We start from the raw sequence: 24791 nt of genomic DNA on the forward strand, positions 1-24791 counted from the left end.
ACGCCTCCTAAAATCCAAACGCTTTTAATTTATCAACTGTTAATTCTGTATCATTTCTATTAAGTATAGTTTCTACGTATTTAAATAAAACATCCGTCTCAAGATGCACATTGTCACCAATCTTCTTGGCAGAGAGTATCGTAGAGCGTCTCGTTTCAGGGATTAAATGAATGTCGAAGCTATTACTATGTAAGTCGAAAACGGTAAGACTTACACCATCAACCGTAATAGACCCTTGCTTCACCAACTGTTTTATAATCGTATCAGGTGCTTTGATTGTCACAATTCGAGAGTTAGGCGTTTCATTAATATGCGACACCACTCCTTTTTGATCGACGTGACCTAATACAAAGTGTCCACCAAAACGTCCATTTCCTGCCATTGCACGCTCCAAATTCACCTCATCATGTTGCTTAATTTGAGATAAATATGTTTTATCCTCCGTACCTTTAATTACTTGTACAGTAAAATAAGTATCTTGGAAGTTGATAACAGTTAGACATGCGCCATTGACGCTAATAGAATCACCAATCTGCATATCTTCTAAAATCTTATGACATGCAATGTCTAGCGTTCTTACGGATTGTTGTGTACGAATGTTTTTCACAGTACCTATTTCTTCAACGATACCTGTAAACATTGTTATTCACTTCTTTCGCATTATCATTTTTATATTTTGATTGATTAACTCAGTAGAAATAATTTCAAATTGTGTGGCCTGGTCTAAATCAATGACATGATCTGTTTGATAAAATTGATGTGTTCCACGACCACCTATTATTTTCGGGGCGTAATAAATAATAAGTTGATCTAAGTATTTAGATTGGAGAAATGCTGAAGTAACACGAGGACCTGCTTCAATTAATAGTTTACCTACGCCTCGTTCGTAGATATCAGTTAAAATATTATCTAATTTACAATCTGCTAAATGTATAATTTTAATATGATTATCTGGACTTGTTAGCGATTCATTTTCAGTGTAAATCCAAACTTCACTCAAATTATCATGAAAGATTTGTTTCGAAAAATCAATATCTCCCTTTCTTGATAAGATAATGCGCGTTGGATGTTTTCCATCTTGAATTCGCGTCGTATACTGTGGATTATCCGCTTCAACAGTGCCATAGCCAGTAAGTACTGCGTCATGAGTATGACGTAAGCGATAGACGTCTTGTTTGACTTCAGGGTTAGTAATCCACTGACTTTGTCCATTATCAGTCGCTTGTTTACCATCTAAGGTTACTGATACTTTTACAGTTATTTCAGGTACTTTGTCATTTTTTGCTTTGAAAAAGTCTTCATATAACTGTGCCGCTTCAGTTGAATGTTGATATTCAACTTCAATTCCAGCTTTTTGTAAGATTGCATCTCCTTCAGAAGGTAAAGTAGTGTCTTTGACTGCATATATTACTTTGCTAAGTCCAAATTCAATGATTTTATTGACACATGGCGGTGTTGAACCATAGTGCGTACAAGGTTCTAATGAAATATAAATTGTACCGCCTTTTGCTTTGTCTTGAGCCATATCCAATGCTTGAACTTCGGCATGTTTATCGCCTTGCATCAGATGTGCACCTAAACCTACGATGCGTCCATCATTGACTACTACTGATCCTACTGGAGGATTAATACCAGTTTGACCTTCAACCATTTGCGCAAGTTGTATTGCGTATTGCATAAAATTACTCAACTCATCACCTCTATAACTAAAAACTCCCTATACCGTAATGTAATTATTAGGCATAGGGAGTCTACATGTATATTTAAATAAGCTTACGACATTTTATAAATGTGCACGCTTAACAAACGTCTTTATTCAATGACGTCTTCATTCTTTCTCCCATCCAGACTTTTACTGTCGGCTCTAGAGTTTCACTAGATCAACCGAGCATGTCGTTACCAACATGCTCGGGTCGCAGGCTTGATTTACTGCCGGTTGGGAATTGCACCCCGCCCCGAAAGAATTACTATGAAATTGTGATTATTGAGTTAATGTAGATTAATTACTACAAAATAATCATACCCTTAATTTTTATAAATTACAAATGTAGAAACCATGTAAAAGTGAGAGTTCGCTATTTAATGAATAGTTCAGCTAAATAAGTGTAAAGATTTACTATTTGTGGTCAAAATGACTTTGTATTTTGTAAAGATAGTCAACTGTACTAACAGCTTGATCAACAATCATTTTCACACCATTACGTAATTTGTTAACACCATTCGTAACGTGGCCAATAGCAATCATATTATTAAGCGTGCCATATCTTGGACTTATAACTTGGTTCGTTTCTGGAATGATTTGAATACCACCCATTGGATGAGGTTGTACGATACGATGATTTTCAAGATTTAAAATAAGCTGATCATCTTCATCTAAATCTGCTAAATGCGTTTTTGCACCGGTAGCATTGATAACAATATCATAGTGATATTCTGTATCATCGTCTTTAAATTTCAAGTTAAAATGACCATCTTGATGTGAAATATCTTCTAATCCTCTTTTTATAATAAGTGAGTCATTATTTATCAATTCAATAATCAATTCTGCAGTTCTCGGTGGCATAGGATTAGAATTTAATTGAATAATCTTTGTAAAACGTTGATCGAATTCTTTTTGATCTTCGTTACTCAAACTATTCCAAATCCAATTTAAATTCTCTTTAACATTTTCAATTAAGCTTTGGAAAGCCCCTACTTCTTCAGGGTGCTGTAAATCATACTCTAAATCATCTATCACATTTCCAGTACGACGATGTGCTAAATGTTCTAAATCAATCTTATAAAGCTCACAATCTGACTGGAACAGTTCAAACGCACGTTCTAGTGGCACATTGCCATAATGTTGCGCTTTTAATTTGTTAAAATTCTCTTTAGTTAAGTGTTTAAAAGTAATAGGAATCATCTTCCCTCTAACACTAGGCAGATAAGCCGAACGACTCGTCATAGTAATAGGCAATTTCGAATGATGTGCAGTCACATATCGTACAACATCGAGACTTGCTAAGCCGGTGCCAATAATTGCAATCTCATCAGACTGAGATACATCGTCCAATGTATTATATGTAGGATAAGGCGTTGGTATGTAACCTTTTTTACCTTTCAATTCATATGGGTCATGATATGCAAATGTTCCAGTTGTTAAGAAAATATAGTCATATTCTTTCCATTCATTCATATCTTCTGACGTACACACGTAATATTTGAGTGTCGTTTCATCTACTTCTGATTTCGTAAATATCTCATCAACCTCTTTATTGATAATAGTGAGATTATTATATGTATGTTCATAGTTTGAAAGATACGATTTCATATAATGCCCAAATACAAATCGTGGTAAGTATTGAGGATTGTCAAATTTAAATTTAGTTTGGTCTTGGTACCATTTCCAGAACTCTTCATCATCATCTAAATTTAAACTCATATTTTTGGTAGGTAAATTAATCAAGAGCTGACTACTATCATTTTGAAAAGGGACGCCCTGTCCCATGTTTTTAGCATTATCATATACATCTACTTGTAGATTTTTAAATTCATCATACTTCACCAGTTGTCTAAGCACACTCACTCCAGCTGTGCCCGTTCCAATAATTGCAACACGCATATTTAACATCATCCTTCAGTTGAACTCTATATTTATTTAACTATTCTAGTATTATATCAATAACTTAATACCTATAAAATGAATTATACTTACTATATATAGCCTTTCTATATAATTTTTAACCCATTTAGGATATGTTATTATCTAGATATTGAGGTGAAATAAATGAAATTTTTAATTAAAGTTACTTTAGTTTTTGTGATTGCTTTTAGTTGGTTAAGTAGAAAAAATAAAGCCGAATAACTATAAACATTTAAAAAAACAAGAGTCTGGGACATAAATCCCAAAATAATAGCGTAGAGATGATTCAATCATGAATCGCCTCTACGCTTCTCTTTTTATCAACACTTCGTATTGTTTGGCTCGCATTTCCTAGGGGATGGGTCGAGCCACGGTCTCGACACTCATCCTATTCCCTCAGGAGTCTCGCCAACAATACTACATTATTTATACATAATTCCATATTAAAATACTAAAAAACAATACACTTTTCCTCATCATTTAATAAATATTAATAAAATAAATTAAGAAATGTCTTATGATTATAAGACTATAGTCATTTAGGTAATCATAAAATTATATACTCTATACTTTATATACTTAATCTCTTTAATTGAGCCCATCAGTCCGATTTGACAGAGATACGTTGGTTTTTGTGTTATTTATGTTTATTATCGTCTTTATAAACATAAAGTTTAAAATATTTACCTTCAGTTTTCATTTCTTTATAGAAATCTGCGATAATTTGAGCATTACTTTCTGCCCATTTAATATCAGTGGCATATTGATGTTCACCTGGGTTCTTAGGATTCCATCTCATGCTATATAATGTATTTTGGTCATTATGTGATAAGAAATGTTGATGTATAAAATCGGCTCCACCTTTAATTGCTTTTTCAGGTGTATCCCAACCATGCTTTTTAGCGTATTCTGCACCAGTTTTAATTGGGTCACTATCTAAAGCGCCGACGCCATAGAAGTTATAATATTTTTTACCGTCTATTTCTACGCCATTCGCAAGTTCACTTTTAACTGATCCTGTTTCTAATAATGCGTGAGAAATTAAATATACTTCATTAACATGCTTTTCTTTCGCCGCTTCGATAAATGCATCAGTATGTTTCAACAACATTGGTCTATCAAATAACATACGTTTAATACGATTTTCATCAATACCTTGATATTTTGATAAATCTAAAAATTGGTATTTTTGTTTGTCATTTTCAATGAATTTACTACTATCCATTGCTGATTTAATTTCGCCAGCTGACGCATCTCGCCACGCTGTATTATTTTTATTTGAGACTTGTTGACTTGTGTAGTTATCGATTTGTTTCTCAGCAGCTTTATTTAATGTAACATCTAAATGTTCTACACTTTCTTCTTCATCAACGTTCTTGAAAAATATTTGATCAGAAATCATTGAGAAAAAGACAAAACCCGCTACTACTAAAACAATAAGCAACCCTACTAAACTTATAATAGAGCCCTTCTTGTGCTTCGTCATATTCACACCTCTTAGGTCATTGTTGTAATCTTATTTAAAGTCTTTCATGATAATAAAGTTTAACATTATTAATACCTTTAAACAATTTTATAGTTACAATGTTACAAATTCATAAAATAAAAGTAATCAAATTGAAACTTAATAAAATAAAAAGTAATGAAACAAGATTAATTTCATTACTTTAATACGAGTCCGTCGATTTTATAAAATTATTTATTTTCATTGCGATAATCCATCATAATGAAACTTGCTGCTTGTGATCTATTCTTGTAAAAATATTGATTCAAATCAATTGTTCCTTCGATTTCACCGTCACGGTACATCATTTCATTAGTAAAATTATTAATCATTACAAATTCTGAACGATCTCTAATAATGTCTAACTCATCATTTCTTGCAAAAAAATGCTCAAGATTTAAATGTGCATAATCCAACGCTATACCTCCCATATTTTAGATTGGCCTTTAGCCTATAGTTTCAATTAATTTACCAATGTTAGGTACAATTCTATATAAATGTCGAATCACGTTCAAACAAACGAATTTAGACAAATTTTCACTAATATTAGCTATTCTATGTTTACTATTTAACACCTATTTTTTAAATTACGCAAATGATATTTCATTGTTTTTATTTTAATATCTTCTTATCCGGAAAATTTAATTTATGTACATAAACAAGGAGAATTAAAATTTAGCATTGAATTTTGAAGAAATATATCTTAAACATCATAAAATTATTCACTATTTGTTAAAACAATATCACATCAAGTATAATTATGATGAATTTTATCAATTGTTATTAATTAAATTATGGCATTTATCCACGTTATATCATCCCACTTCACACATTACAATGGCTTCCTTTTTATACACTCGCTTAAAATTCTATCTTATTGACCTTTTCAGAAAAGAAAATCTAAAACTTGAAGCAATGACTATGGATACTCAAATGATGTCCACTTTACCTATCTCTTCCGAAGATTATCATGCATGTTATTTGAATGATGTTAAACTGTTTCTTACGCCTCGTGAATATAGATGGCTTAATTATTATATTCAAGGTTATAAACAATACGAAATAGCTCAATTTATGCATGTATCAGTTTCGATGATTAAAAAATATAAAACGAATGCGCTTATGAAACTCCGTAACTACTATCATGAAGGTGTATAGTATGTTACCTCATAATTCCTATAATTTATTATATCTCCAAACTTTAAAAAGTAGTTCGCTTAAAACTAAGTGCTGCTTTACCACATATGACATGGTTCTTCCTTTTCCTATAAAAAAAGTACTTATCTATTATTTGGAGCAACATCATAAATCTTACTTACAACAAGTAAAATTGGCGAAACGTCTGCTCACAATTAATAAATTAGTACCTTTGTATATTTCTGAAAAAGTTGTGTTATTTCCTGTTAAACATCAACGCGCTCCCCTACAAGTTTATATTAATGCCTTCACCGTGATAGGATTAAGTTCACATAAGGATGGAACGCTTATTACTTTTGAAAATAATTTGTCATTTTACGTGACTGAGCCTTATACATTAGTATATAAAAAATGGCAAGAATGCATACTCTTAATGCATTTAGTCCAAAAAACTACCTCATTTTATTAAATTTATATTCAAGTAGCTTTTTAGTAAATAATGCGGTTACCGATTTGATGAGTAATAGACTTACTAATGCTAGGAGTATTGACCCAATTAAAATTAAGATTACGTTAATAACTGACATCGATACCTGGGGATTTATAAAGTAATGGATGGCTGTCAGACTTGTAATAAAGCCTGCGAGAAACACTCCCATTAAACATGCATAAATAAGCACCATACCTATTAATAAAATGAGTAAAGATGTACTAGATACACTCTTTTCTTTAAAAATATTTTGTTTTAAAAAGTTATTCGCAAATTGTATAGGTTTGTTATATTTTTTAGTATTCTCTTCTACATGGTCATTTTGACTATACTCGTATAATTTATCTTGCAATAATGTCTTTTCTTTCTTATTTAAAAACCACAGTTGTTTTTTTACTTTTTGTTCAAAAGCTGCTTGTTTCATACCGTGTTGTCTCTCCTTTTTCTCTCTTAGAGTAAATCTTAACGAGATTTGTTAACAGACACAAGCGTTTAAAGTATATATTTTTCCAAATAAAAACTCCGTGAAAGGAGCGATAGTAAAGCGCTACATAATACATGCTTTAATACCTCCCTTCACGGAGATGAATTATAAAATTTATAGAATTGATAAACCTGAACTTTGGATATCTTTTGCGAAACCTTGAACAGTGTCTACAGATAATTCATTAATGTCGCGTCCTAAGTTGTTATTTACTTTTTTAACAACGTCGGCTGGACATGTAATAATGTCAGCACCAATTTCATCTGCTTGGATGACATTGAATAATTCACGACAACTTGCCCATAATAATTTAACACCATCTTTACTGTGCGCCACTTCAACAGATTCTTTCATTAATGGTAATGGATCTACGCCAGTATCAGCTATACGACCAGCAAATACAGAGATATATGTTGGTACGCCGGCAGTAACTGCTTCAGTAATTTCTTTTACTTGTTCAATTGTATACACTGCAGTAACGTTTAAACGTACATTATCAGCTGATAATTTTTTAATTAATGAAATTGTTGATTCACCTTTTGAGTTAACCACAGGAATTTTAACAAATACGTTATCGCCGTATTGTTTTAAGATTTCTGCTTCTTTCTCCATTGTTTCTAAATCATCTGAAAAGACTTCAAATGAAATTGAAGCATCTGGAATTTCACGAACCGCTTCCTCAGCAAATGCTTTATAGTCAGTCACACCTGCTTTAGCCATTAAACTAGGATTCGTTGTGAAACCATCAACCTCTTTATTTTTATAAGCTGATTTCATTTGTTCGATATCTGCACCATCTGCAAATACTTCTACTTTAAGATTACCTTTAGCCATATTAATTTCCTCCTATATGTCACATTACGAATATAGTCAAATTCCATCATCATGGAATTAAATTGCTATGTATATAATGTCCTGTCTCACATGATGTATTTACTATTCCGTATAAATTAAACATTTATAATTTATTTATATCATTCTTAAAGACTGTTAGCGAATGTTTTGCTCTTTTGAAAATGAATTCCCTATGAAAAGAAACATTAATGACACTATTATATCTTTCTCTAAATATGGTAATATTGTTTAGTGATATCGAGTAGGAGGATATATATGTCGAAATCAAAAAAATACTTCTTTATTTCAGTCGTATTATTAATCATTAGTTTTTACTTTAATACATTTAATCCATTTTTAAGTCAACAAATTACATCTGTTAAATACCTATTAATAGCGTGTAGTATCGTCAATGTCATTATTTTAATCGTTGCAATTATATTTTCAGATAAAGCAATTAAACATTTAGATAAACAACAACGTGGTTGGCTTAGAATTTGTAGCAAACTATTACCTTTTATTATTCTTATAGTGATTTTATTCCACATTTACGCTTCCATTAGTACATTTGGCGTTTTATCATAATTCATGTTAAGCACTATTTCACAATATTGAGTAAAGGTGATATACAAATGCAGTACGTTTTTATTTTTATAGGTGGTATGGTTGGCGCATTGCTTAGATTTTTAATATCTACGCTTAATCCCACATCTTCCTTACCCATTGGCACACTTATTGCTAATTTAGTAGGTGCTTTTTTAATGGGTTACCTGTCCACTGTTGCTATACAATTATTTCAAAAATATCCTTTGATAAAAAAAGGAATAACAACTGGATTATTAGGTGCGCTTACCACATTTTCAACATTTCAATTTGAACTTGTGAAAATGTTCCATCATGAGTCGTTTAGTTTGTTGCTAATATACGGACTAACGAGTTATATCGCTGGTATAGTAATGTGTTGGCTTGGTGTTAAACTAGGAGGTCGCACATGATGATTAATGGTTTACTAGTTATGTTAGGTGGCGGTTTAGGTGCAGTGGTGAGAGCGTGGCTATCTGACTATATTAAGGAGAAATGGTCTCCAAACTTCCCTATTGCTACGTTAATAGTGAATGTGTGTGGCAGTTTCTTAATTGGTTTAGTAGTTGGCGTGACGCTACACTATCAATGGTTCAGTATGCTTGTCGTGACAGGATTTTTAGGTGGATTAACTACCTTCTCAACGATGTCTTATGAACTTGTTCAAATGATGACGTCGAAATTTAAGCCATTGCGTTTTATAAGCTATACACTATTGCAATTTATTGTGGGCTTTATCGCTTGCTATATAGGATATTCGATAAATTAAACACTTCATAATTAACGCTATCATCGTCGCTAATTATGAAGTGTTTTCGTTTACTTATTTACCTTCAAATGTATTTGGATCTGGTCCCACTCGTTTATCCTTATTTAAATTATCAATTTTCTTCATTTGCTCCTCAGATAATTCAAAATTAAAGACATTGATATTTTCTTCTATTCTACTAGGTGTAACTGATTTAGGAATGACGATGACCCCGTGCTGAATGTTCCAACGTACAATCACTTGTGCAGTAGAAACATCTAGTTCATTGGCCACTTCTTTTAATGTTTCATCATTTAAAATTTGAGCGTTCATAAATGGTGACCATGATTCCATATAAATGTTTTGTACTTCTAAATATTTTCGAAGTTCTTTTTGCGTAAAGTAAGGGTGAAATTCAACTTGGTTAATGACTGGTTTAATAGAAACTTGTGCGAGTAAAGCTTCAAAATGGTCAGCATTAAAATTACTTACCCCAATATTTTTTACTTTATTATCTTTATATAAATCTTCCATACCTTTCCATGTATCTATCATGAGTGCCTCGTTAGTCCCGGGCCAATGTACTAAATATAAATCTAAATAATCTAAGCCTAATTTTTTTATACTTGTTTCATATGCTTGTGCCACATTTTCACGACCGAAATCTTCAAAATACAATTTAGAAGTGATAAATAAATCTTCACGGTTTAAACCAGTAGACTCGAGTGCTTCTTTAATACCTAGCCCTACTTGTTCTTCATTACCATATACTTTAGCTGTATCAATACTACGATATCCCGCTTCAATAGCATGTTTCACTGCTTCTTTACATTCTTCATTATTAGCAACTCTAAATGTACCTAAACCAACCTTAGGCATTTTATGGCCATTATAGAATTCAATTGTCTCCATAGTATTCACTCCTCTTCTTACATTATTATAGTTTCATATTCCCTAAATAATAGTATATAAAAACTGTTTTTTTGTATTAAAAATAGGCTAAAGATAAATTCTGTTCGAAATCATCTTTAGCCTATCATATGTGTAGTCATTAGTTATTTAATTAAATGTTTCAATTTTATCCATCACATCTTGTAGTTCATCTACATTATATTGGATACGTCCGTGGAAGACGAACTTATTAAAGAATTCATCTAACTGTTCAGAACCAACTAATACTTTGACACTTGAGCTTTGTGCATAGTTTGAAATAGTGACATCGCCTTCATATTTAGGATTGAAATATAAAATAGATGTTGGTGTATATTTAGCACCTAATTGAGTTTGTAAATCTGTCGCTAACTTTTCAATTGCTGCAAGTTGGTCGGAATAATTTACAAATGATAATGAGTGTTTATCGTCGTTTTGATCTAGCACTAATGTTTGTGGAGATGTAGCGTCTAAATCTAACGTATTAAACACTTGCTCCATTAAAGGTAACTCTTGGAATTGGTTACCACTAATACCATTATAAACATGACCTTTTAACAGTTGAGAATCAATAATGTAAAGTCCTGTACGTGTTAATACAAGGTGACTAATACGTTGAACATCGTTAAATTCATTACTTGGTAAGAAGATGTTCGCCATAATATGCATATCTTCACGTCTGATACGTTTTTCATTAACTAGGCGATCACGTATACCAATTAAACGCATATCAGTAATATATTCGCTTTTATTTTTTGAGAATACTTTAAGTGCATCGATTTCACGGTTTTTACCACTTACGGTTGCGTCGAAATCTTCTTTTTGTTTCGTCACTTGCTTTTTATTCTCAATTCGTTCTTTTTCAAGAGCTTCTTCGTGAGTAGCTCTCATTTCTTTCTCTTTATGCTCATACTCTTCTTTGGTTTTTTGTTGAATATTATTTTTACTTTTCAAAGCAACTAAGAATAATATTAGGCAGATAATAGCAATTACTACCGCTACAATTAAACCAATCTCGACTGGTCCGAATGAATTCATTAAAACAACGCTCCTTTTAAACTGTCAATTATGTTCATTATAATAGAAAATATCTATAATTTCGACAATTAGCATATCAAATTGCTTAAAGCGTTAATTAAGCTTGTACCGCATCTTTTAGTACATTAACTTTATCTAATTTCTCCCATGGTAATAATACATCAGTACGACCGAAATGACCATAAGCTGCAGTTTGTTTGTAGATTGGGTGTTTTAAATCTAACATTTTGATAATGCCTGCTGGACGTAAATCAAAGTTTGCTCTCACTGCTTCTACGAGTTGTGCTTCTGTCACTTTACCAGTGTTAAATGTATCAATCGCTATTGAAACGGGTTCAGCTACACCAATCGCATAGGCTAATTGTACTTCACATTGATCAGCTAATCCGGCTGCTACGATATTCTTCGCGACATAGCGTGCTGCATATGCTGCTGAGCGGTCAACTTTTGTTGGATCTTTACCACTGAAACAACCACCGCCATGACGTGCATAACCACCATATGTATCTACAATGATTTTACGCCCAGTTAAACCAGCGTCACCTTGAGGTCCACCAATTACAAATCGGCCTGTTGGATTAATAAAGAATTTAGTATCTTCATCAATAAGTCCTTCTGGAACTGTAGGATAAATGACATGTTCTTTAATATCGCTTTGAATTTGTTCTAATTCAATATCATCCGCATGTTGTGATGATACAACGATTGTGTCGATACGTTTAGGTTTATCATTGTGATCATATTCAACTGTTACTTGAACTTTACCATCTGGACGTAAATATTTTAAAATGCCATCTTTACGTACATCTGATAAACGTTTCGCAAGTTGATGTGATAAGAATATTGGTAGAGGCATATATGTTTCTGTTTCGTTAGTCGCATAACCAAACATTAAACCTTGGTCTCCTGCACCAGTCGCTTCAATTTCTTCTTCTGAAATATCATTTCTATATTCGTATGCTTTGTCTACTCCTTGAGCGATGTCAGGAGATTGTTCATCAATAGCTGTTAGTACAGCCATTGTTTGATAATCGTAGCCATATTTAGCACGTGTATAACCAATATTTTTAATTGTTTCGCGTACAACTTTAGGAATATCCACATATGTAGAAGTTGAAATTTCCCCTGAAATTAAAGCCATGCCAGTAGTTACTGAAGTTTCACACGCAACACGAGCATTTGGGTCATCCTTTAAGATTTCATCTAAAATAGCATCAGAGACTTGGTCAGCAATTTTGTCCGGGTGGCCTTCTGTAACTGATTCTGAAGTAAATAAACGTTTATTATAAGTCATGATTGGCTCCTTTTTTCTTATATTTACGAAAATTCTCTTTAAAATTATGAGCTAAAAAAATAAAAAAGCCTTCTTCACTAATAAGATAGAGAGAAGGCTCAGATACGTCCATTCGCTCTTATCGTTCAGACCATATTTGTCTGCAAACGGTTTGGCACCTTTCTTTAATAAAAAAGAGGTTGCTGGGTTTCATTGGGTCCATGTCCCTCCACCACTCAGGATAAGAGAATCCGCTAAGAACTATACTACCGAATTCACTTATCAATGTCAATTTTGTTTTTTAATGATTTTTTGTCTTTTCCATGTGGAATAATCGTTGTATTGTGTTATACTACTTTAATGTAAAGGCTTACACGAAATATTTATAATTTGATGTTGGAGGGAAAGGTATGTCAGTAGATACATATAGCGAAACACCTAAAATTAAACACTTATTAGAAAAAGAAAGTTCATTATTTCAACTTTCTACTACTCAACTTTATTACAAGATTTTAAACAACAACGAAGGCGAATTAACAGAACTAGGTGCTGTTAACGCAAGCACTGGTAAATATACAGGACGTTCTCCAAAAGATAAATTCATCGTAACTGAACCTTCTTACAAAGACAATATTGCTTGGGGCGATATTAACCAACCCATCGATGAAGAAACATTCTTAAAACTTTACAATAAAGTTTTAACTTACCTCGATCAAAAAGATGAACTTTATGTATTCAACGGCTACGCTGGTAGTGATAAAGATACACAATTAAAATTAACAGTAATCAATGAACTTGCATGGCATAACTTGTTCGCACAAAATATGTTCATCCGCCCTGAATCTAAAGAAGAAGCTCAAAATATTAAAGCTAACTTCACAATCGTTTCAGCACCATATTTCAAAGCTGACCCAGAAGTAGACGGCACTAAATCTGAAACGTTTGTTATTATTTCATTTAAACATAAAGTCATTTTAATTGGTGGTACAGAATACGCTGGTGAAATGAAAAAAGGTATCTTCTCAGTTATGAACTATTTATTACCTATGCAAGATATTATGAGTATGCATTGCTCAGCTAACGTTGGTAATAAAGGCGATGTAGCTTTATTCTTCGGATTATCAGGTACTGGTAAAACAACATTATCTGCTTCACCAGATCGTAAATTAATTGGTGACGACGAACATGGTTGGAATAAAAACGGTATCTTTAACATTGAAGGTGGTTGCTATGCAAAAGCGATTAACCTTTCTAAAGAAAAAGAACCTCAAATCTATGACGCGATTCAATACGGTACAATTTTAGAAAATACTGTTGTAGACGAACGTGGCCGTGTAGACTTTGACGATAATACACATACTGAAAATACACGTGCAGCTTACCCTATTCATCATATCGATAATATCGTATTACCATCTAAAGCAGCACACCCTAATACAATTATTTTCTTAACTGCTGATGCCTTTGGTGTACTTCCACCTATTTCAAAATTAACGAAAGCTCAAGCTATGTATCACTTCCTAAGTGGTTTCACTTCTAAATTAGCAGGTACAGAACGTGGTGTAACAGAACCAGAACCATCATTCTCTACATGTTTCGGTGCTCCATTCTTACCATTGAATCCAATTAAATATGCTGATTTATTAGGTGAACTTATCGATGAACATGATGTAGATGTATACTTAGTAAATACAGGCTGGACTGGCGGTAAATATGGTGTAGGTCGTCGTATTAGCCTACATTATACACGCCATATGGTAGATCAAGCGATTTCAGGTAAATTGAAAGATGCTGAATTTACTAAAGATGAAAAATTCGGCTTAAACATTCCAGCTGAAATGGAAGACGTACCTAAAACTATCCTTAACCCTATCAATGCATGGAGCGATTCAGATAAATATCGTGAACAAGCTGATGACTTAATCAAACGCTTTGAAGAAAACTTCAAGAAATTTGGTTCTGAAGTAGAAGACATCGCTCAAACTGGTGGATTTAACAAATAAAATTAGAGTTTTCTATTTAATAAGGTAAAAAACAAATACTGGGATAAACTCCATAAATTTAAGAGGAGTGAAGGTGAATTCAAATCGATTCACCTTCACTCCTCTTTTTATAATAATAATTACGTTGGATTCTGTGATTATGCTAAATTAATTGTCGCTCTCAATGCGTTTCATCCAGTTTTTAACGTAAGTTAATGTATCTTTCATTGCTTCTGGTCGTGGTACATGGCCTTCATTGGGTTGATAAAACGTTTCATATTTGGCATTTTTTACTTTTAATTGCTTTTCTAAATAATGTGCCTGGTCAATATTCACTTGTTTATCTTTTCCCCCGTGAACAATTAATATCGGCGGACTTTGACTATCAATTGATTTAACGGCATCTCGCTTATCGTATTGGGTTGCATCTTTCTTAGGATGACCTACCATACGACGTAACATACCACGTAAATCAACACGTTCTTCATACATTAAACGTACATCTGAAACGCCACCCCAAATGATATAACTATCGACTGGATAATCTTGAAATGTGAGCAATCCTTGTAACCCACCTCTAGAGAAACCAATCATATGGAGAAAAGCATTCGGATACTGTTGTTTTAAAATATGAATCAGATACGTGACATCTTTTAAATCTGCATTACAGAACTCATCTTGTCCTTCACTACCACTACTGCCTCTATAATAAGGACCAACCACTAACGTTTGTTCATTTGCAAACTGCATTAATCTCGCAGCTCTTACACGCCCTACTTGCCCTTTACCTCCACGTAAATATATTACGATGCGTTGTACTTCTTCACGAGAAGGCACCATTTGTAAGGCTTTTAGCTTTAACCCATCCACAGTATAAGTAATCTCTTCAAAATCATGCGTTTTGGAAGTAATAGGCATTTTTTTATTCTTGATAATATCCAAGCTCTATCACCCTTTCTAAACAATGTAAGATGGCATCATCTTGAATCAAATAACTTCGTTCATTAGTAGGAATATCATTTATATGGTTATATAACAAAGGACCTTTTGTTTCTAAATAATCTTCTTTGGTTTCTAATTGCTCTACATTTATAAGATAGACATCTTTTTTGAACATGGAGCGATCTTGTGTAGAAACGTCATATTGAGCAATATAGTGTACATCTTGAGCAATGCCACCCGTTTCTTCATACAATTCTCTTTCAATCGCATATCTACTTTCTTCACCCTGTTCAACTTTACCTCCAGGAAATTCAATCCCCCTTATTTTGTGTTGGGTAAATAAGAGTTGATTTTGAAAAATAGGAATAGCTAAAACGTGATTACCATTTGGCCTATCATTGTCTGTTTTATACTGCATTGTTACGCGTCTATTATCTTTATCTATAAACTCCACATTGCTCACTACTCCTTTATATGTGTTAAAATATTTAATAATTGAAAATCAGTTGGAGGCTTAAAATGCTTAAAAAATTATTTTTAGGAATAATTCATATTTATCAACGTTATATTTCGCCTATGACACCACCTACGTGCCGTTTTTATCCTACCTGTTCTGAATATACCCGTGAAGCAATTGAAGTTTACGGACCATTAAAAGGTGGCTATATGGGCGTTCGCCGTATATTAAAATGTCATCCGCTTCATAAAGGTGGCTTTGACCCCGTCCCTTTAAAAAAAGATAAAGACAAACATAAACATTAATTAAAATATAATAATTTAGACTTATCAACTTGAGGAGGATTAAATGAAATTAATCCTCTTTTTAATTTGCCTACGCCTTGTGTGAAATCTTCATCAAAGTAATATCCATCTGGCGTCACATCACCTGGATAGGATCCCTCTTTAGCTAGTAAAGCCGTGAAATACCTACTTAACCCATATTCATACATTCCACCGACCACAAATTTCACATTATGCGCTTTTAATTGAGTGATTAGTCGTAGCACTCTATCTATTCCACCTATTCTAAATGGCTTTATAACTACTACCTTAACGGGATAGCACTCAATAATTGATAAAATTGTAGTCTCATCTATAGCTTTTTCATCTATAGCAATTGGTGGATAATTTGTTAAATCAAGTTGGTGTAGTGTCGATAAGTCTTTAAACGGCTCTTCTATATATAAAATATTGGCCAGTGTTTGTTTCTTAATTTTCTCAAAATCTGAAATATTGAGTGACTCATTCGCATCTAGGGCAAAGTTAACGTTAAATGGTAGTTCTGTAGTCAAAGCGTCTATATCTGAAAGAAGTGTCTCAGACCATTTCAATTTAATACGTGATGGCTGTGTTGCTTGCAGTGCAGTGAGCTGATGCTCGGTTAAACCACTAGCTGTAGCGCCATATTCCACTTCAAAGCTAGGCAACGAATGATACATTTGATAAATAGCCATCACTATCGTACATCTTGCTGCCGGTTGATAATCTAATAATTCTAGATAAGGCAACCATTCTTCAAACGTCGTAAACGCTTTATTTTTAATCTTCTCTGACCACTGTGCTAAGGTCTGTTTTACTGAAATGATTGTCACCTTATCATACCAAGCCGTTTCAAACGCATTACACTCCCCATAAAACGAGTCGTGTGTATCAGTTACCAGTTCTACAATAAGTGCTTTACGATGAGTCAGTTTTACCTTAGGAGTCGTAATAGCTGACTTAAATTCAGCATTATAGTAATAGAAATGAACATCTTGAACTCTCATTAAATTAATCTCCCTAATTCACTTTATTACGTTGAAGTTTACCAGTTGAGGTGTACGGCAACGTTTCTACTCGTTGATACGCTTTCGGCACTTTATACTTCGCTAAATTTTGTTGTAGAAAATGAGTAAGTTGCTCCTCTTGCACGTCTACATCAGATACATAGTAAAGTTTCGGTACTTGGCCCCATGTATTATCCTCAAGTGGTACACATACCGCATCTTGTATCGCCTCATAGCGCTTAGCTACCGTCTCAATTTCATAAGGATAAATATTTTCTCCTCCACTAATAATCAAATCTTTACGACGATCATACACCATGACAAAACCATCTTTATCAATTTCGGCAATGTCACCAGTCTTAAAATACCCTTCTTCAAATGTATCGCTTAAATGACTAGGATATAAATAACCATTCATGACATTTTCTCCCTTGATAAGTAATTCGCCCCGACCCTTTTTATCAGGATGCTTAATTTTAACTTTCACATTGTCACTTGGCTTTCCTACCGTATCATAACGTTCCGCAAGCATTTCAGGCGACGCCGTTAAGAATTGAGAGCACGTTTCCGTCATTCCAAACGAATTATAAATTGGCAATTGATAACTTAGCGCTTGATCAATAAGCGTAGATGATAGCTTTGCGCCTCCTAATAAAATTTTCTCTATTGAAAATGGCTGTGTTAACCCAGCACCCATTAACCATTTCAACGTTTGAGGTACAAGCGATATATGCGTAGGCTCTTCATGTTTTATAATAGATAACATTGTTTCAGTATGATACTTTTTCAAAATACGCACCGTAAAGCCCTCAATAATAGAACGTAGTAGTACGCTTAAGCCTGAAATATGGTAAATAGGTAAGACTGATAACCATATCGTTTGTTGATTAAATCCTAAGCTTTCTTTACACCCGATAGCACTTGCATAATGATTTCTAAAAGTTTGAGGCACCGCCTTTTGTGGACCAGTAGTCCCCGAAGTGAACATAATTGAAGCAATGTTATCAATATCGAATACTTCATTATTGGGTTGTTTCTTATATGTATGTAAATCACTACTTTGAATAACATTAAATGATGGTAAATCAAAGTGAGTAGTAGTTATTAATGTAGAAATGTTTACTGAATTCATTTGATTGATCATTTCTTGTTCTGTTAATCGTGTATTAATCATCGCCACTTCCACATTAGCTAACCAGCAAGCATTCACTAAAATCACTGAGGCAAGATCATTATTGATATATAGACCTACTCTATCTTCATTTAAAGATAGTATATTCTCAGAAAGTGAATAAGCTTCTTTGTATAAATCTTTAAAAGTGATTGTCGAGTCGCCCTCGCTAATAGCAATCTTATCTCCATTGTATAGGCTTTGTTCTTTTAACCAAAAATCCACTGCGCATTCCTCCATAATTTGTACACATTAATTATAACGATTTTTAAGGAAGTTAGCAGTGGTTATGATTGAATGGGATGATAATTAGGTTATTTATTGGGAAGTTTAAAAGCATGGAGTGAATTAATTAATTGACAATCCATCTATAATTGAAAATATGCAGCTCAACCAACACAAAAAAAGCCATAACTAATCAACTAGTTACGACTCATGCCTATGATTTTCAATTATAATGCCTAGTCTCATAGGAAACGGCTACTATCTACCGTTCAATGTATTTTGGTTTACAAAGTCCACGCATTGTCGTTGACTTGTATATAGTATAATATATTTATAAAATAATTACAATATTAAATTTCAACTTTCTCCATTTTTCATTATTATTTCGTTGGAACAATTGTTAAAATCGTATTCATAAACGTTAAAATAGATATACTATTAGTATCCACTACAATTATTAATAACTTGTCATGAATTGATGACAGTTTAATGAGACTTTGGGTAATCTTAATATAAATAATAAAGGAGAATGATGAAATGGAATTTAACGGATGGACTATCAATATCATTTATAAAGGAGAATATGAAGTATTAACAAACAATAATACCTTTGCTGTTATAGATGAAGACGATGATTTCGCTCTTTTCATTAAAGAAAAAGACGGCATATTAAAAGTTAATAAGATTAATTACAATAGTGACTTTTATATCAATCATGATAAAAAGGAACTAACTCTTGAAATACATAATCCCCTTTTAGAAAATGATGAATATTAAAAATTACATTATACCAATTAGAAAGATAAATATGGTAATCTCTGAAATCAATCTATATGGATAAACCGCAAGTTTGAAAAATTACGCGAAACATCATGGATATGAAACAGCACTACTTTTGCGCTTAATTATAGAAGCGTATGCTTAAGGCTTTAGTAACTTACACCAACTATCTCAATACGTTCAACTAAGTAAAAGATACATACTAAAAATATTGAAGCATTATAAAAATAACATGGTACTCGAACTCATTACGGTAATTACTCTATAAAATTTGAACCGTTGTGAGTTTTTGTATAGAAAATAAATTAAGGAGAATATAGAATGGAAGAAAATAATCAAAACCAACAAAAAAGTCAATAAGAGCAATTCTAAGAATATCAAAGGCATCAAGAGGAGGAAAAGATATTATGGCTAATAAAAAGAAAAACTTAGATTTGATTACAGGTTCTTTTTTACACGAAAACGAGAAAATAGCTCACGCTATTTTTGGAGCTTATGAAACAAAATCGTTAGGAAACGATACAGTCAAAAATGGCGTTTTGGCAGCGACTGAGAAGAGAATAATATTTTGCGCTAAAAGATTAAGCGGATATGATTCAGAAATTTTTCATTATAATAAAATAAGTACATTTGAATTAAGTAAAAAATTAATGGGTAACATAATTACTTTTTACTCAAGTGGTAATAAAGTTTCTATAAAGTGGATTAACGACAATGAATTAGATAATTTTATTGAATATGTAAACAAAAAAATAAATGGTAAAGAAACAGATACTCAAAATGATTTAATACCTGATCAAGACACTTCCAATGAGGATAATGAATTAGAATCGTTTAAAAAAATAAAAATGTTAAAAGAGTTATTAGATATGGATGCTATAACTCAAGATGAGTTCGAGGCTAAAAAGAAAAAACTGTTGAATTTATAAATACGGGTAGCACGCCTACCCTTATTATTTTTTTACTTTTTTTAGGAGGAATAAGTAAAATGGCATCATTTACAGTAACAAAACGTAAAAATAAAACATCTTCATCATGGCAGGATGACGTTAAGCACCCCTATTTTAAGTCGGGTAAAAAGCGTAAGTCAGGTTTTAAAACGAAAGTAGAAGCTATCAATGCAGCTCAAAAACTAATTAGAGACTTAGATGATGGTAATAAATTAGAAGATAACAAAACGTTTTATGATTATTACCAAGAATGGCTAGTGCTAAAAAACAAAAAGGAATTATCGCCACAACAATACTATTGGTATGAACGTTCATTGAGACTATTTGAAAAATATTTTGGTGATAAGATGTTATTAAAAAACATTAAACGAACTGATTATCAAAGATTTTTAAATGACTACGGAAACGGTCATGCAGATGAAACGGTACGTAAAGTAAATGGGTGTTTAGGCCCTTGTATACGTGATGCAGTTTATGACGGTTACATAAAAAAAGACCCTACCTACAAAATTGAGATTAACGGAACAATTGAGGCGAAAGACGAAGATTTTAAATATATGAGCATTAAAAACTATTCAGATATGTTGAATTATTTTAAATCAAGAAATGAAGAAAGCTACATCTTTTTATACTTATTAGCTATCACTGGTGCTAGATACAGTGACTTAATCCACATGACTTACAAAGATTTAAATAAAAGTGATGGTGTTGTGCATTTACCAGGTACTAAAACTAAAAACAATAAACGAGATGTGGAAGTTAGTTCAAAAGACATTTTGTTAATCAATACTAAACTATCAAATTTACCACGTAGGATTAATGGTAAGTTATTTAGTGTTAGTCATAACGCTGTTAAAAAGTCTTTTAATTATACTAAAAAACAAATTGGTTTAACTAATGATAATATAACGCCCTATTCACTTCGACATACACATACATCTTATTTACTTTCTAAAGGTATACCAATCGAATATATAAGTAAACGTTTAGGTCATGCTAGCATATCTATCACTTTAGACACATATTCCCATTTGCTTGAAGAACATAAAAAAGAGCAAGGTCAACGTGTCAGAGAGTTATTTTCTTGACACATATTTGACACTTGCTAGCTTGAAACCTTGCTATATAAAACTTTATGTATGGAGAGCAAGGGATTCGAACCCTTGAGACGCGATAAAGCGTCTACACACTTTCCAGGCGTGCTCCTTCGGCCAGACTCGGACAGCTCTCCTTAATAATAAATGACAGAAAAAAACAGAAGCGATATTTCACTTCTGTTTGTATGACTCCTACGGGACTCGAACCCGTGTTACCGCCGTGAAAGGGCGGTGTCTTAACCGCTTGACCAAGGAGCCATGGCTCCACAGGTAGGACTCGAACCTACGACCGATCGGTTAACAGCCGATAGCTCTACCACTGAGCTACTGTGGAATAATTATATAATGGAGCGGGTGATGGGAATCGAACCCACAACATCAGCTTGGAAGGCTGAGGTTTTGCCATTAAACTACACCCGCATCTTAACGATTATGGGGCGGTTGAAGGGAATCGAACCCTCGAATGTCGGAACCACAATCCGATGCGTTAACCACTTCGCCACAACCGCCAAAATGATTGAATGGTTCAGGACAGAGTCGAACTGCCGACACATGGAGCTTCAATCCATTGCTCTACCAACTGAGCTACTGAACCGTAATAAGTAATGGCGGTCTCGACGGGAATCGAACCCGCGATCTCCTGCGTGACAGGCAGGCGTGTTAACCGCTACACTACGAGACCAATTAAAACTATGTATTGCGGGAGGCGGATTTGAACCACCGACCTTCGGGTTATGAGCCCGACGAGCTACCGAACTGCTCCATCCCGCGCTAATATTATTTGATGTCTCAAAAATCAGTACTTAACTAGTGTATCATTAAACACTTAACAAAGTCAACACTTTTTTAAATTAATTTTAACATTTCTTTAATTTAATCTTTATAAATTAATGCGATAATTAAAAGTAAGTCGTTGCTTTTTTCAATACTTTATTAGTATATATATTTAGTTCCCCATAGTCAATAACTATTATAAAGTAATTTGTGTAAAAAAACGCTTCACATAAAAAATTTTAATTAAAGATACCAATTGGATGTCGCTAATCAAATAAATACTAGTATAAATGCCTCTTATACATACTCCCCTATGCTTTAACTTCGTTTGTAATCATTCTAATCAGCCCGTAACTAACACTAAAGTTAAATAAAAATATATTCCATTCTACTTATTTAGTCATATATTTTTGCATTTTTTCTTGTAGTTCAGTAAATGAAACAAATCCCTCTTCTTCTAAGAAATGGCCGCCTTCTTCGACGATTCTAGTTCTTCCACCTAACTCATCTATTAGACTTTGTGTTTCCTTATATGAAACATAACTATCATCTTTAGATGCTAAACCGTAAAAACGTTTAATCTTTTGTTTAATTAGATCATAATCAATCGTAATGTGATCTACCCTTATTGATTCGTCAATATCTTGGGCATCTTCTTTAAAACCAGCAATACTAAAGAAACCTTCTATAGGAAAGTCTAAATGTAATCCCTCAACAAATTTTAAAGTCGCAATTGAACCATAACCATGTGTCATAAAATAAGTATCTGCTGACTTAATATCAATTTGTCGTTTCATTTCATCAACCCATGTTTCAATATTTCTATTATTTTCCTTATCTAAATGAAATAATTGAACATCATATCCTTCAAGCTCTAAATTGTGTTGAAGCCATTCATACCAATGATTATGCGAATTGCCTAATTGTGAATGAACGATAATTACATTTGTCATTTATCTCTCTCCTCCTATGTAATAACACTAATAAACAATTTTCTACTTTATTTTAAAATAAAACACTTTTAAGAGATATGGTTAACCTCTAAAAAGTGTTTCAAAATTATAATTCTTCTATTAATTCTTCTACAGCGTGTTTACCTTGTTGAATACAATCGGGTAAACCAACCGCTTCAAATGGTGCGCCAGTGATGCGCAGTCCTGTATAAGTTTGTTTAACATGTTGTTGGATTTTTCTAATTTGACTGATATGACCTATATGATACTGTGGCATACTTTTAGGAAGTCGATTAACAATGGTAAAGTCGGGATCGCCTTTAAATGTCATCATTTTTTCTAAATCGCGTCGTGCGATAGCAGCTATTTCTTCATCAGTATGATCTTCAACTACAGTATCCCCTGGCTTACCTACGTACGCACGTATGAGTACTTTACCTTCAGGCGTAGTAAATGGCCATTTTTTTGTCGTCCATGTACATGCAGTAATGTCTGTATTACTTGTACGTGCAATCACAAATCCAGTACCGTTATAAGTGTTTTCAATATTTTGTTCATCAAAAGCAAATACTACTGTGGCAACTGAAGTAGAGTCCATCTCATTGAAGTATTTAAATGCTTCATCATGATTGAACCATTTCATAAATGTTTGATGTGGCGTAGTTACTAATAAGCCATCAAACGTTTCGCTACTGTCCCCAATTTTGATGTCATATTCACCTTTTTTAGTCACAATATCTTCAACTGCTGAATTATATCGAATAGTCACGCCTTTACTTTCAACGTCTTTCGCTAATGCTTCAATGAAAGAACTTAGACCATGTCTAAATTGTTTGAACTGACCTTTAGGCGCGCCAGGATATAATTGACGTTGTTTCACTCGCTCGGCTTTCTCATGTTGCATCCCTTTAATTAAACTGCCGTACGATTCCTCTTTCTTTTTAAAATCAGGAAACGTGCTCATTAAACTTAAATGATCGATGTCAGTGCCATAGATGCCACCCATCAATGGTTCGATAAGATTTTCAAGAATTTCATTACCTAGACGTTGTCTAAAGAAATCCCCTACTGAAATATCATCTTCAATTTGGATTGGAGATTTAAATAAGTCTAAACTTGCTCTGAGTTTACCTAATGGAGAAATTAAACGCGTCTTAAGAAATGGTTTAATATCTGTTGGAATCCCCATAATTGACCCACCAGGAATAGGATAAAGTTTATTCTTGGCAAAAATATATGATTGGCCAGTTTGATTAGTAATCAATTCATTCTCTAAGCCAAGATCCTTCGCAATCTCCGTCATGATTGTTTTACGACCTAAATAAGATTCTGGGCCTAATTCAATTGTATAACCGTCTTTACGGTACGTTTGAATTTTACCTCCTGGTCGATTGGTTGCTTCAAAGATTGTGACATCAATATCTGGTTGATAACGTTTAAAATAATATGCACTAGCGAGTCCAGTAATGCCAGCGCCTATGATTGCAACTTTTTTACTCACAACGAGTC

General features: G+C 33.2%; 25 protein-coding genes, 8 tRNA genes and 2 riboswitches. Of the genes, 9 read left to right on the forward strand and 24 right to left on the reverse strand.

The features are described from left to right. Positions 1-7: 7 nt before the first annotated feature. The 5 genes from HS848_RS06210 to HS848_RS06230 form a co-directional block, all read right to left on the reverse strand. A complete protein-coding gene (locus HS848_RS06210) occupies positions 8-640 on the reverse strand; it encodes a riboflavin synthase (RefSeq protein ID WP_198611628.1) in 633 nt (210 codons plus the stop codon). 6 nt (positions 641-646) lie between these two features. Beyond that, the gene (gene ribD, locus HS848_RS06215) at positions 647-1690 is read right to left on the reverse strand and encodes a bifunctional diaminohydroxyphosphoribosylaminopyrimidine deaminase/5-amino-6-(5-phosphoribosylamino)uracil reductase RibD (protein WP_198611629.1); all 1044 of its coding nucleotides are present in this window, start codon (positions 1688-1690) and stop codon (positions 647-649) included. Between the two features lie 138 nt (positions 1691-1828). Then, positions 1829-1967, reverse strand: a riboswitch (FMN riboswitch). Positions 1968-2116: 149 nt separating this feature from the next. After that, positions 2117-3601 (reverse strand): FAD/NAD(P)-binding protein, encoded by a 1485-nt coding sequence (locus tag HS848_RS06220; protein ID WP_198611630.1) that lies wholly within the window; start codon positions 3599-3601, stop codon positions 2117-2119. Positions 3602-4259: 658 nt separating this feature from the next. Continuing rightward, a complete protein-coding gene (locus tag HS848_RS06225; RefSeq protein ID WP_107507579.1) occupies positions 4260-5108 on the reverse strand; it encodes an N-acetylglucosaminidase in 849 nt (282 codons plus the stop codon). Positions 5109-5317: 209 nt separating this feature from the next. Beyond that, entirely contained in the window at positions 5318-5542 is a 225-nt protein-coding gene (locus HS848_RS06230; protein ID WP_103167139.1) for a hypothetical protein, read from the reverse strand. Between the two features lie 265 nt (positions 5543-5807). Here HS848_RS06230 and HS848_RS06235 point away from each other — a divergent pair, with 265 nt between their 5' ends. Beyond that, the gene (locus tag HS848_RS06235) at positions 5808-6284 is read left to right on the forward strand and encodes a sigma-70 family RNA polymerase sigma factor (protein WP_198611631.1); all 477 of its coding nucleotides are present in this window, start codon (positions 5808-5810) and stop codon (positions 6282-6284) included. Positions 6285-6715: 431 nt separating this feature from the next. Here HS848_RS06235 and HS848_RS06245 read toward each other — a convergent pair whose 3' ends face one another. Together HS848_RS06245 and HS848_RS06250 are read right to left on the reverse strand one after the other, a co-directional pair. Continuing rightward, positions 6716-7177, reverse strand: coding sequence for a hypothetical protein (locus HS848_RS06245; protein WP_198611633.1), 462 nt, complete (start codon positions 7175-7177; stop codon positions 6716-6718). A gap of 174 nt (positions 7178-7351) precedes the next feature. Continuing rightward, a complete protein-coding gene (locus HS848_RS06250) occupies positions 7352-8071 on the reverse strand; it encodes a transaldolase (protein WP_103167143.1) in 720 nt (239 codons plus the stop codon). A gap of 276 nt (positions 8072-8347) precedes the next feature. Here HS848_RS06250 and HS848_RS06255 point away from each other — a divergent pair, with 276 nt between their 5' ends. Genes HS848_RS06255 through crcB (HS848_RS06265) form a run of 3 tightly spaced genes read left to right on the forward strand, consistent with a single transcriptional unit; the run spans position 8348 to position 9422 of the window. After that, positions 8348-8656: a hypothetical protein gene (locus tag HS848_RS06255; RefSeq protein WP_198611634.1), complete on the forward strand. Its 309-nt coding sequence runs from the start codon at positions 8348-8350 to the stop codon at positions 8654-8656. Positions 8657-8703: 47 nt separating this feature from the next. Then, complete coding sequence (gene crcB / locus HS848_RS06260; RefSeq protein ID WP_198611635.1) at positions 8704-9066, forward strand: fluoride efflux transporter CrcB; 363 nt, start codon at positions 8704-8706, stop codon at positions 9064-9066. Beyond that, positions 9066-9422, forward strand: coding sequence for a fluoride efflux transporter CrcB (gene crcB / locus HS848_RS06265; protein WP_198611697.1), 357 nt, complete (start codon positions 9066-9068; stop codon positions 9420-9422). Before crcB (HS848_RS06260) ends, crcB (HS848_RS06265) begins: the two co-directional genes overlap by 1 nt. A gap of 54 nt (positions 9423-9476) precedes the next feature. Here crcB (HS848_RS06265) and HS848_RS06270 read toward each other — a convergent pair whose 3' ends face one another. The 3 genes from HS848_RS06270 to metK all read right to left on the reverse strand — a co-directional run bounded on the left by HS848_RS06270 (position 9477) and on the right by metK (position 12663). Continuing rightward, positions 9477-10313 (reverse strand): aldo/keto reductase, encoded by an 837-nt coding sequence (locus tag HS848_RS06270; protein WP_198611636.1) that lies wholly within the window; start codon positions 10311-10313, stop codon positions 9477-9479. Between the two features lie 147 nt (positions 10314-10460). Beyond that, positions 10461-11369, reverse strand: a complete 909-nt coding sequence (locus tag HS848_RS06275) for an NERD domain-containing protein (protein ID WP_198611637.1) — start codon at positions 11367-11369, stop codon at positions 10461-10463. 97 nt (positions 11370-11466) lie between these two features. Beyond that, positions 11467-12663 carry a methionine adenosyltransferase gene (gene metK, locus HS848_RS06280; protein WP_198611638.1) on the reverse strand — a complete coding sequence of 399 codons (1197 nt, stop codon included), beginning with the start codon at positions 12661-12663 and terminating at the stop codon, positions 11467-11469. 115 nt (positions 12664-12778) lie between these two features. After that, positions 12779-12890, reverse strand: a riboswitch (SAM riboswitch). Positions 12891-13052: 162 nt separating this feature from the next. Between metK and pckA the strand changes: the two genes are divergently transcribed. After that, positions 13053-14645: a phosphoenolpyruvate carboxykinase (ATP) gene (gene pckA, locus HS848_RS06285; protein ID WP_107507589.1), complete on the forward strand. Its 1593-nt coding sequence runs from the start codon at positions 13053-13055 to the stop codon at positions 14643-14645. Positions 14646-14792: 147 nt separating this feature from the next. On the opposite strand, the gene HS848_RS06290 is transcribed toward pckA, so the two are convergent. Both HS848_RS06290 and ytkD read right to left on the reverse strand, forming a co-directional pair. Then, a complete protein-coding gene (locus HS848_RS06290) occupies positions 14793-15566 on the reverse strand; it encodes an alpha/beta hydrolase family protein (protein WP_198611639.1) in 774 nt (257 codons plus the stop codon). Next, positions 15547-16020, reverse strand: a complete 474-nt coding sequence (ytkD, locus tag HS848_RS06295; RefSeq protein WP_198611698.1) for an RNA deprotection pyrophosphohydrolase — start codon at positions 16018-16020, stop codon at positions 15547-15549. The genes HS848_RS06290 and ytkD overlap by 20 nt, the downstream gene beginning before the upstream one ends. Positions 16021-16085: 65 nt before the next feature. Between ytkD and yidD the strand changes: the two genes are divergently transcribed. Further along, positions 16086-16328, forward strand: coding sequence for a membrane protein insertion efficiency factor YidD (gene yidD / locus HS848_RS06300; protein ID WP_107508675.1), 243 nt, complete (start codon positions 16086-16088; stop codon positions 16326-16328). On the opposite strand, the gene menC is transcribed toward yidD, so the two are convergent. Continuing rightward, positions 16325-17332 (reverse strand): o-succinylbenzoate synthase, encoded by a 1008-nt coding sequence (menC, locus tag HS848_RS06305; protein ID WP_198611640.1) that lies wholly within the window; start codon positions 17330-17332, stop codon positions 16325-16327. The genes yidD and menC overlap by 4 nt on opposite strands. A gap of 13 nt (positions 17333-17345) precedes the next feature. Continuing rightward, positions 17346-18728 carry an o-succinylbenzoate--CoA ligase gene (gene menE, locus HS848_RS06310; RefSeq protein ID WP_198611641.1) on the reverse strand — a complete coding sequence of 461 codons (1383 nt, stop codon included), beginning with the start codon at positions 18726-18728 and terminating at the stop codon, positions 17346-17348. A gap of 537 nt (positions 18729-19265) precedes the next feature. On the opposite strand from menE, the gene HS848_RS06315 reads away from it, so the two are divergent. The 3 genes from HS848_RS06315 (at position 19266) to HS848_RS06325 (ending at position 21546) form a co-directional block, all read left to right on the forward strand. Next, a complete protein-coding gene (locus HS848_RS06315; RefSeq protein ID WP_198611642.1) occupies positions 19266-19505 on the forward strand; it encodes a hypothetical protein in 240 nt (79 codons plus the stop codon). Positions 19506-19915: 410 nt separating this feature from the next. Continuing rightward, entirely contained in the window at positions 19916-20437 is a 522-nt protein-coding gene (locus HS848_RS06320; protein ID WP_198611643.1) for a PH domain-containing protein, read from the forward strand. 59 nt (positions 20438-20496) lie between these two features. After that, on the forward strand, positions 20497-21546 hold the full coding sequence (locus tag HS848_RS06325; protein WP_198611644.1) for a tyrosine-type recombinase/integrase: 1050 nt from the start codon (positions 20497-20499) through the stop codon (positions 21544-21546). Between the two features lie 52 nt (positions 21547-21598). On the opposite strand, the gene HS848_RS06330 is transcribed toward HS848_RS06325, so the two are convergent. The 10 genes from HS848_RS06330 to hemY all read right to left on the reverse strand — a co-directional run bounded on the left by HS848_RS06330 (position 21599) and on the right by hemY (position 24783). Continuing rightward, positions 21599-21689: transfer RNA gene (locus HS848_RS06330), tRNA-Ser, on the reverse strand. Positions 21690-21741: 52 nt separating this feature from the next. Then, a tRNA-Glu gene (locus tag HS848_RS06335) sits at positions 21742-21813 on the reverse strand. Position 21814: 1 nt separating this feature from the next. Further along, positions 21815-21889 (reverse strand) — tRNA-Asn (locus HS848_RS06340). Between the two features lie 12 nt (positions 21890-21901). Next, positions 21902-21975, reverse strand: a tRNA-Gly gene (locus HS848_RS06345). A gap of 13 nt (positions 21976-21988) precedes the next feature. Next, positions 21989-22064: transfer RNA gene (locus tag HS848_RS06350), tRNA-His, on the reverse strand. 13 nt (positions 22065-22077) lie between these two features. Further along, positions 22078-22150 (reverse strand) — tRNA-Phe (locus tag HS848_RS06355). An 11-nt stretch (positions 22151-22161) separates the two neighbouring features. Continuing rightward, positions 22162-22237, reverse strand: a tRNA-Asp gene (locus HS848_RS06360). 15 nt (positions 22238-22252) lie between these two features. Beyond that, a tRNA-Met gene (locus tag HS848_RS06365) sits at positions 22253-22326 on the reverse strand. Between the two features lie 395 nt (positions 22327-22721). Continuing rightward, positions 22722-23282 carry an RBBP9/YdeN family alpha/beta hydrolase gene (locus tag HS848_RS06370; protein WP_198611645.1) on the reverse strand — a complete coding sequence of 187 codons (561 nt, stop codon included), beginning with the start codon at positions 23280-23282 and terminating at the stop codon, positions 22722-22724. A gap of 106 nt (positions 23283-23388) precedes the next feature. Continuing rightward, complete coding sequence (gene hemY, locus HS848_RS06375) at positions 23389-24783, reverse strand: protoporphyrinogen oxidase (RefSeq protein ID WP_198611646.1); 1395 nt, start codon at positions 24781-24783, stop codon at positions 23389-23391. Between the last annotated feature and the right edge of the window lie 8 nt (positions 24784-24791).

Source organism: Staphylococcus caledonicus (assembly GCF_016238465.1).
Lineage (GTDB): Bacteria > Bacillota > Bacilli > Staphylococcales > Staphylococcaceae > Staphylococcus > Staphylococcus caledonicus.

What these genes read in the sequence shown, in the direction of transcription:
- HS848_RS06210 (WP_198611628.1), bottom strand. Translation starts at nt 640, where the DNA reads ATGTTTACAGGTATCGTTGAAGAAATAGGTACTGTGAAAAACATTCGT.
- HS848_RS06220 (WP_198611630.1), bottom strand. Translation starts at nt 3,601, where the DNA reads ATGCGTGTTGCAATTATTGGAACGGGCACAGCTGGAGTGAGTGTGCTT.
- HS848_RS06225 (WP_107507579.1), bottom strand. Translation starts at nt 5,108, where the DNA reads ATGACGAAGCACAAGAAGGGCTCTATTATAAGTTTAGTAGGGTTGCTT.
- HS848_RS06245 (WP_198611633.1), bottom strand. Translation starts at nt 7,177, where the DNA reads ATGAAACAAGCAGCTTTTGAACAAAAAGTAAAAAAACAACTGTGGTTT.
- HS848_RS06250 (WP_103167143.1), bottom strand. Translation starts at nt 8,071, where the DNA reads ATGGCTAAAGGTAATCTTAAAGTAGAAGTATTTGCAGATGGTGCAGAT.
- HS848_RS06255 (WP_198611634.1), top strand. Translation starts at nt 8,348, where the DNA reads ATGTCGAAATCAAAAAAATACTTCTTTATTTCAGTCGTATTATTAATC.
- crcB (WP_198611635.1), top strand. Translation starts at nt 8,704, where the DNA reads ATGCAGTACGTTTTTATTTTTATAGGTGGTATGGTTGGCGCATTGCTT.
- crcB (WP_198611697.1), top strand. Translation starts at nt 9,066, where the DNA reads ATGATTAATGGTTTACTAGTTATGTTAGGTGGCGGTTTAGGTGCAGTG.
- HS848_RS06270 (WP_198611636.1), bottom strand. Translation starts at nt 10,313, where the DNA reads ATGGAGACAATTGAATTCTATAATGGCCATAAAATGCCTAAGGTTGGT.
- HS848_RS06275 (WP_198611637.1), bottom strand. Translation starts at nt 11,369, where the DNA reads ATGAATTCATTCGGACCAGTCGAGATTGGTTTAATTGTAGCGGTAGTA.
- metK (WP_198611638.1), bottom strand. Translation starts at nt 12,663, where the DNA reads ATGACTTATAATAAACGTTTATTTACTTCAGAATCAGTTACAGAAGGC.
- pckA (WP_107507589.1), top strand. Translation starts at nt 13,053, where the DNA reads ATGTCAGTAGATACATATAGCGAAACACCTAAAATTAAACACTTATTA.
- yidD (WP_107508675.1), top strand. Translation starts at nt 16,086, where the DNA reads ATGCTTAAAAAATTATTTTTAGGAATAATTCATATTTATCAACGTTAT.
- menC (WP_198611640.1), bottom strand. Translation starts at nt 17,332, where the DNA reads ATGAGAGTTCAAGATGTTCATTTCTATTACTATAATGCTGAATTTAAG.
- HS848_RS06315 (WP_198611642.1), top strand. Translation starts at nt 19,266, where the DNA reads ATGGAATTTAACGGATGGACTATCAATATCATTTATAAAGGAGAATAT.
- HS848_RS06320 (WP_198611643.1), top strand. Translation starts at nt 19,916, where the DNA reads ATGGCTAATAAAAAGAAAAACTTAGATTTGATTACAGGTTCTTTTTTA.
- HS848_RS06325 (WP_198611644.1), top strand. Translation starts at nt 20,497, where the DNA reads ATGGCATCATTTACAGTAACAAAACGTAAAAATAAAACATCTTCATCA.
- HS848_RS06370 (WP_198611645.1), bottom strand. Translation starts at nt 23,282, where the DNA reads ATGACAAATGTAATTATCGTTCATTCACAATTAGGCAATTCGCATAAT.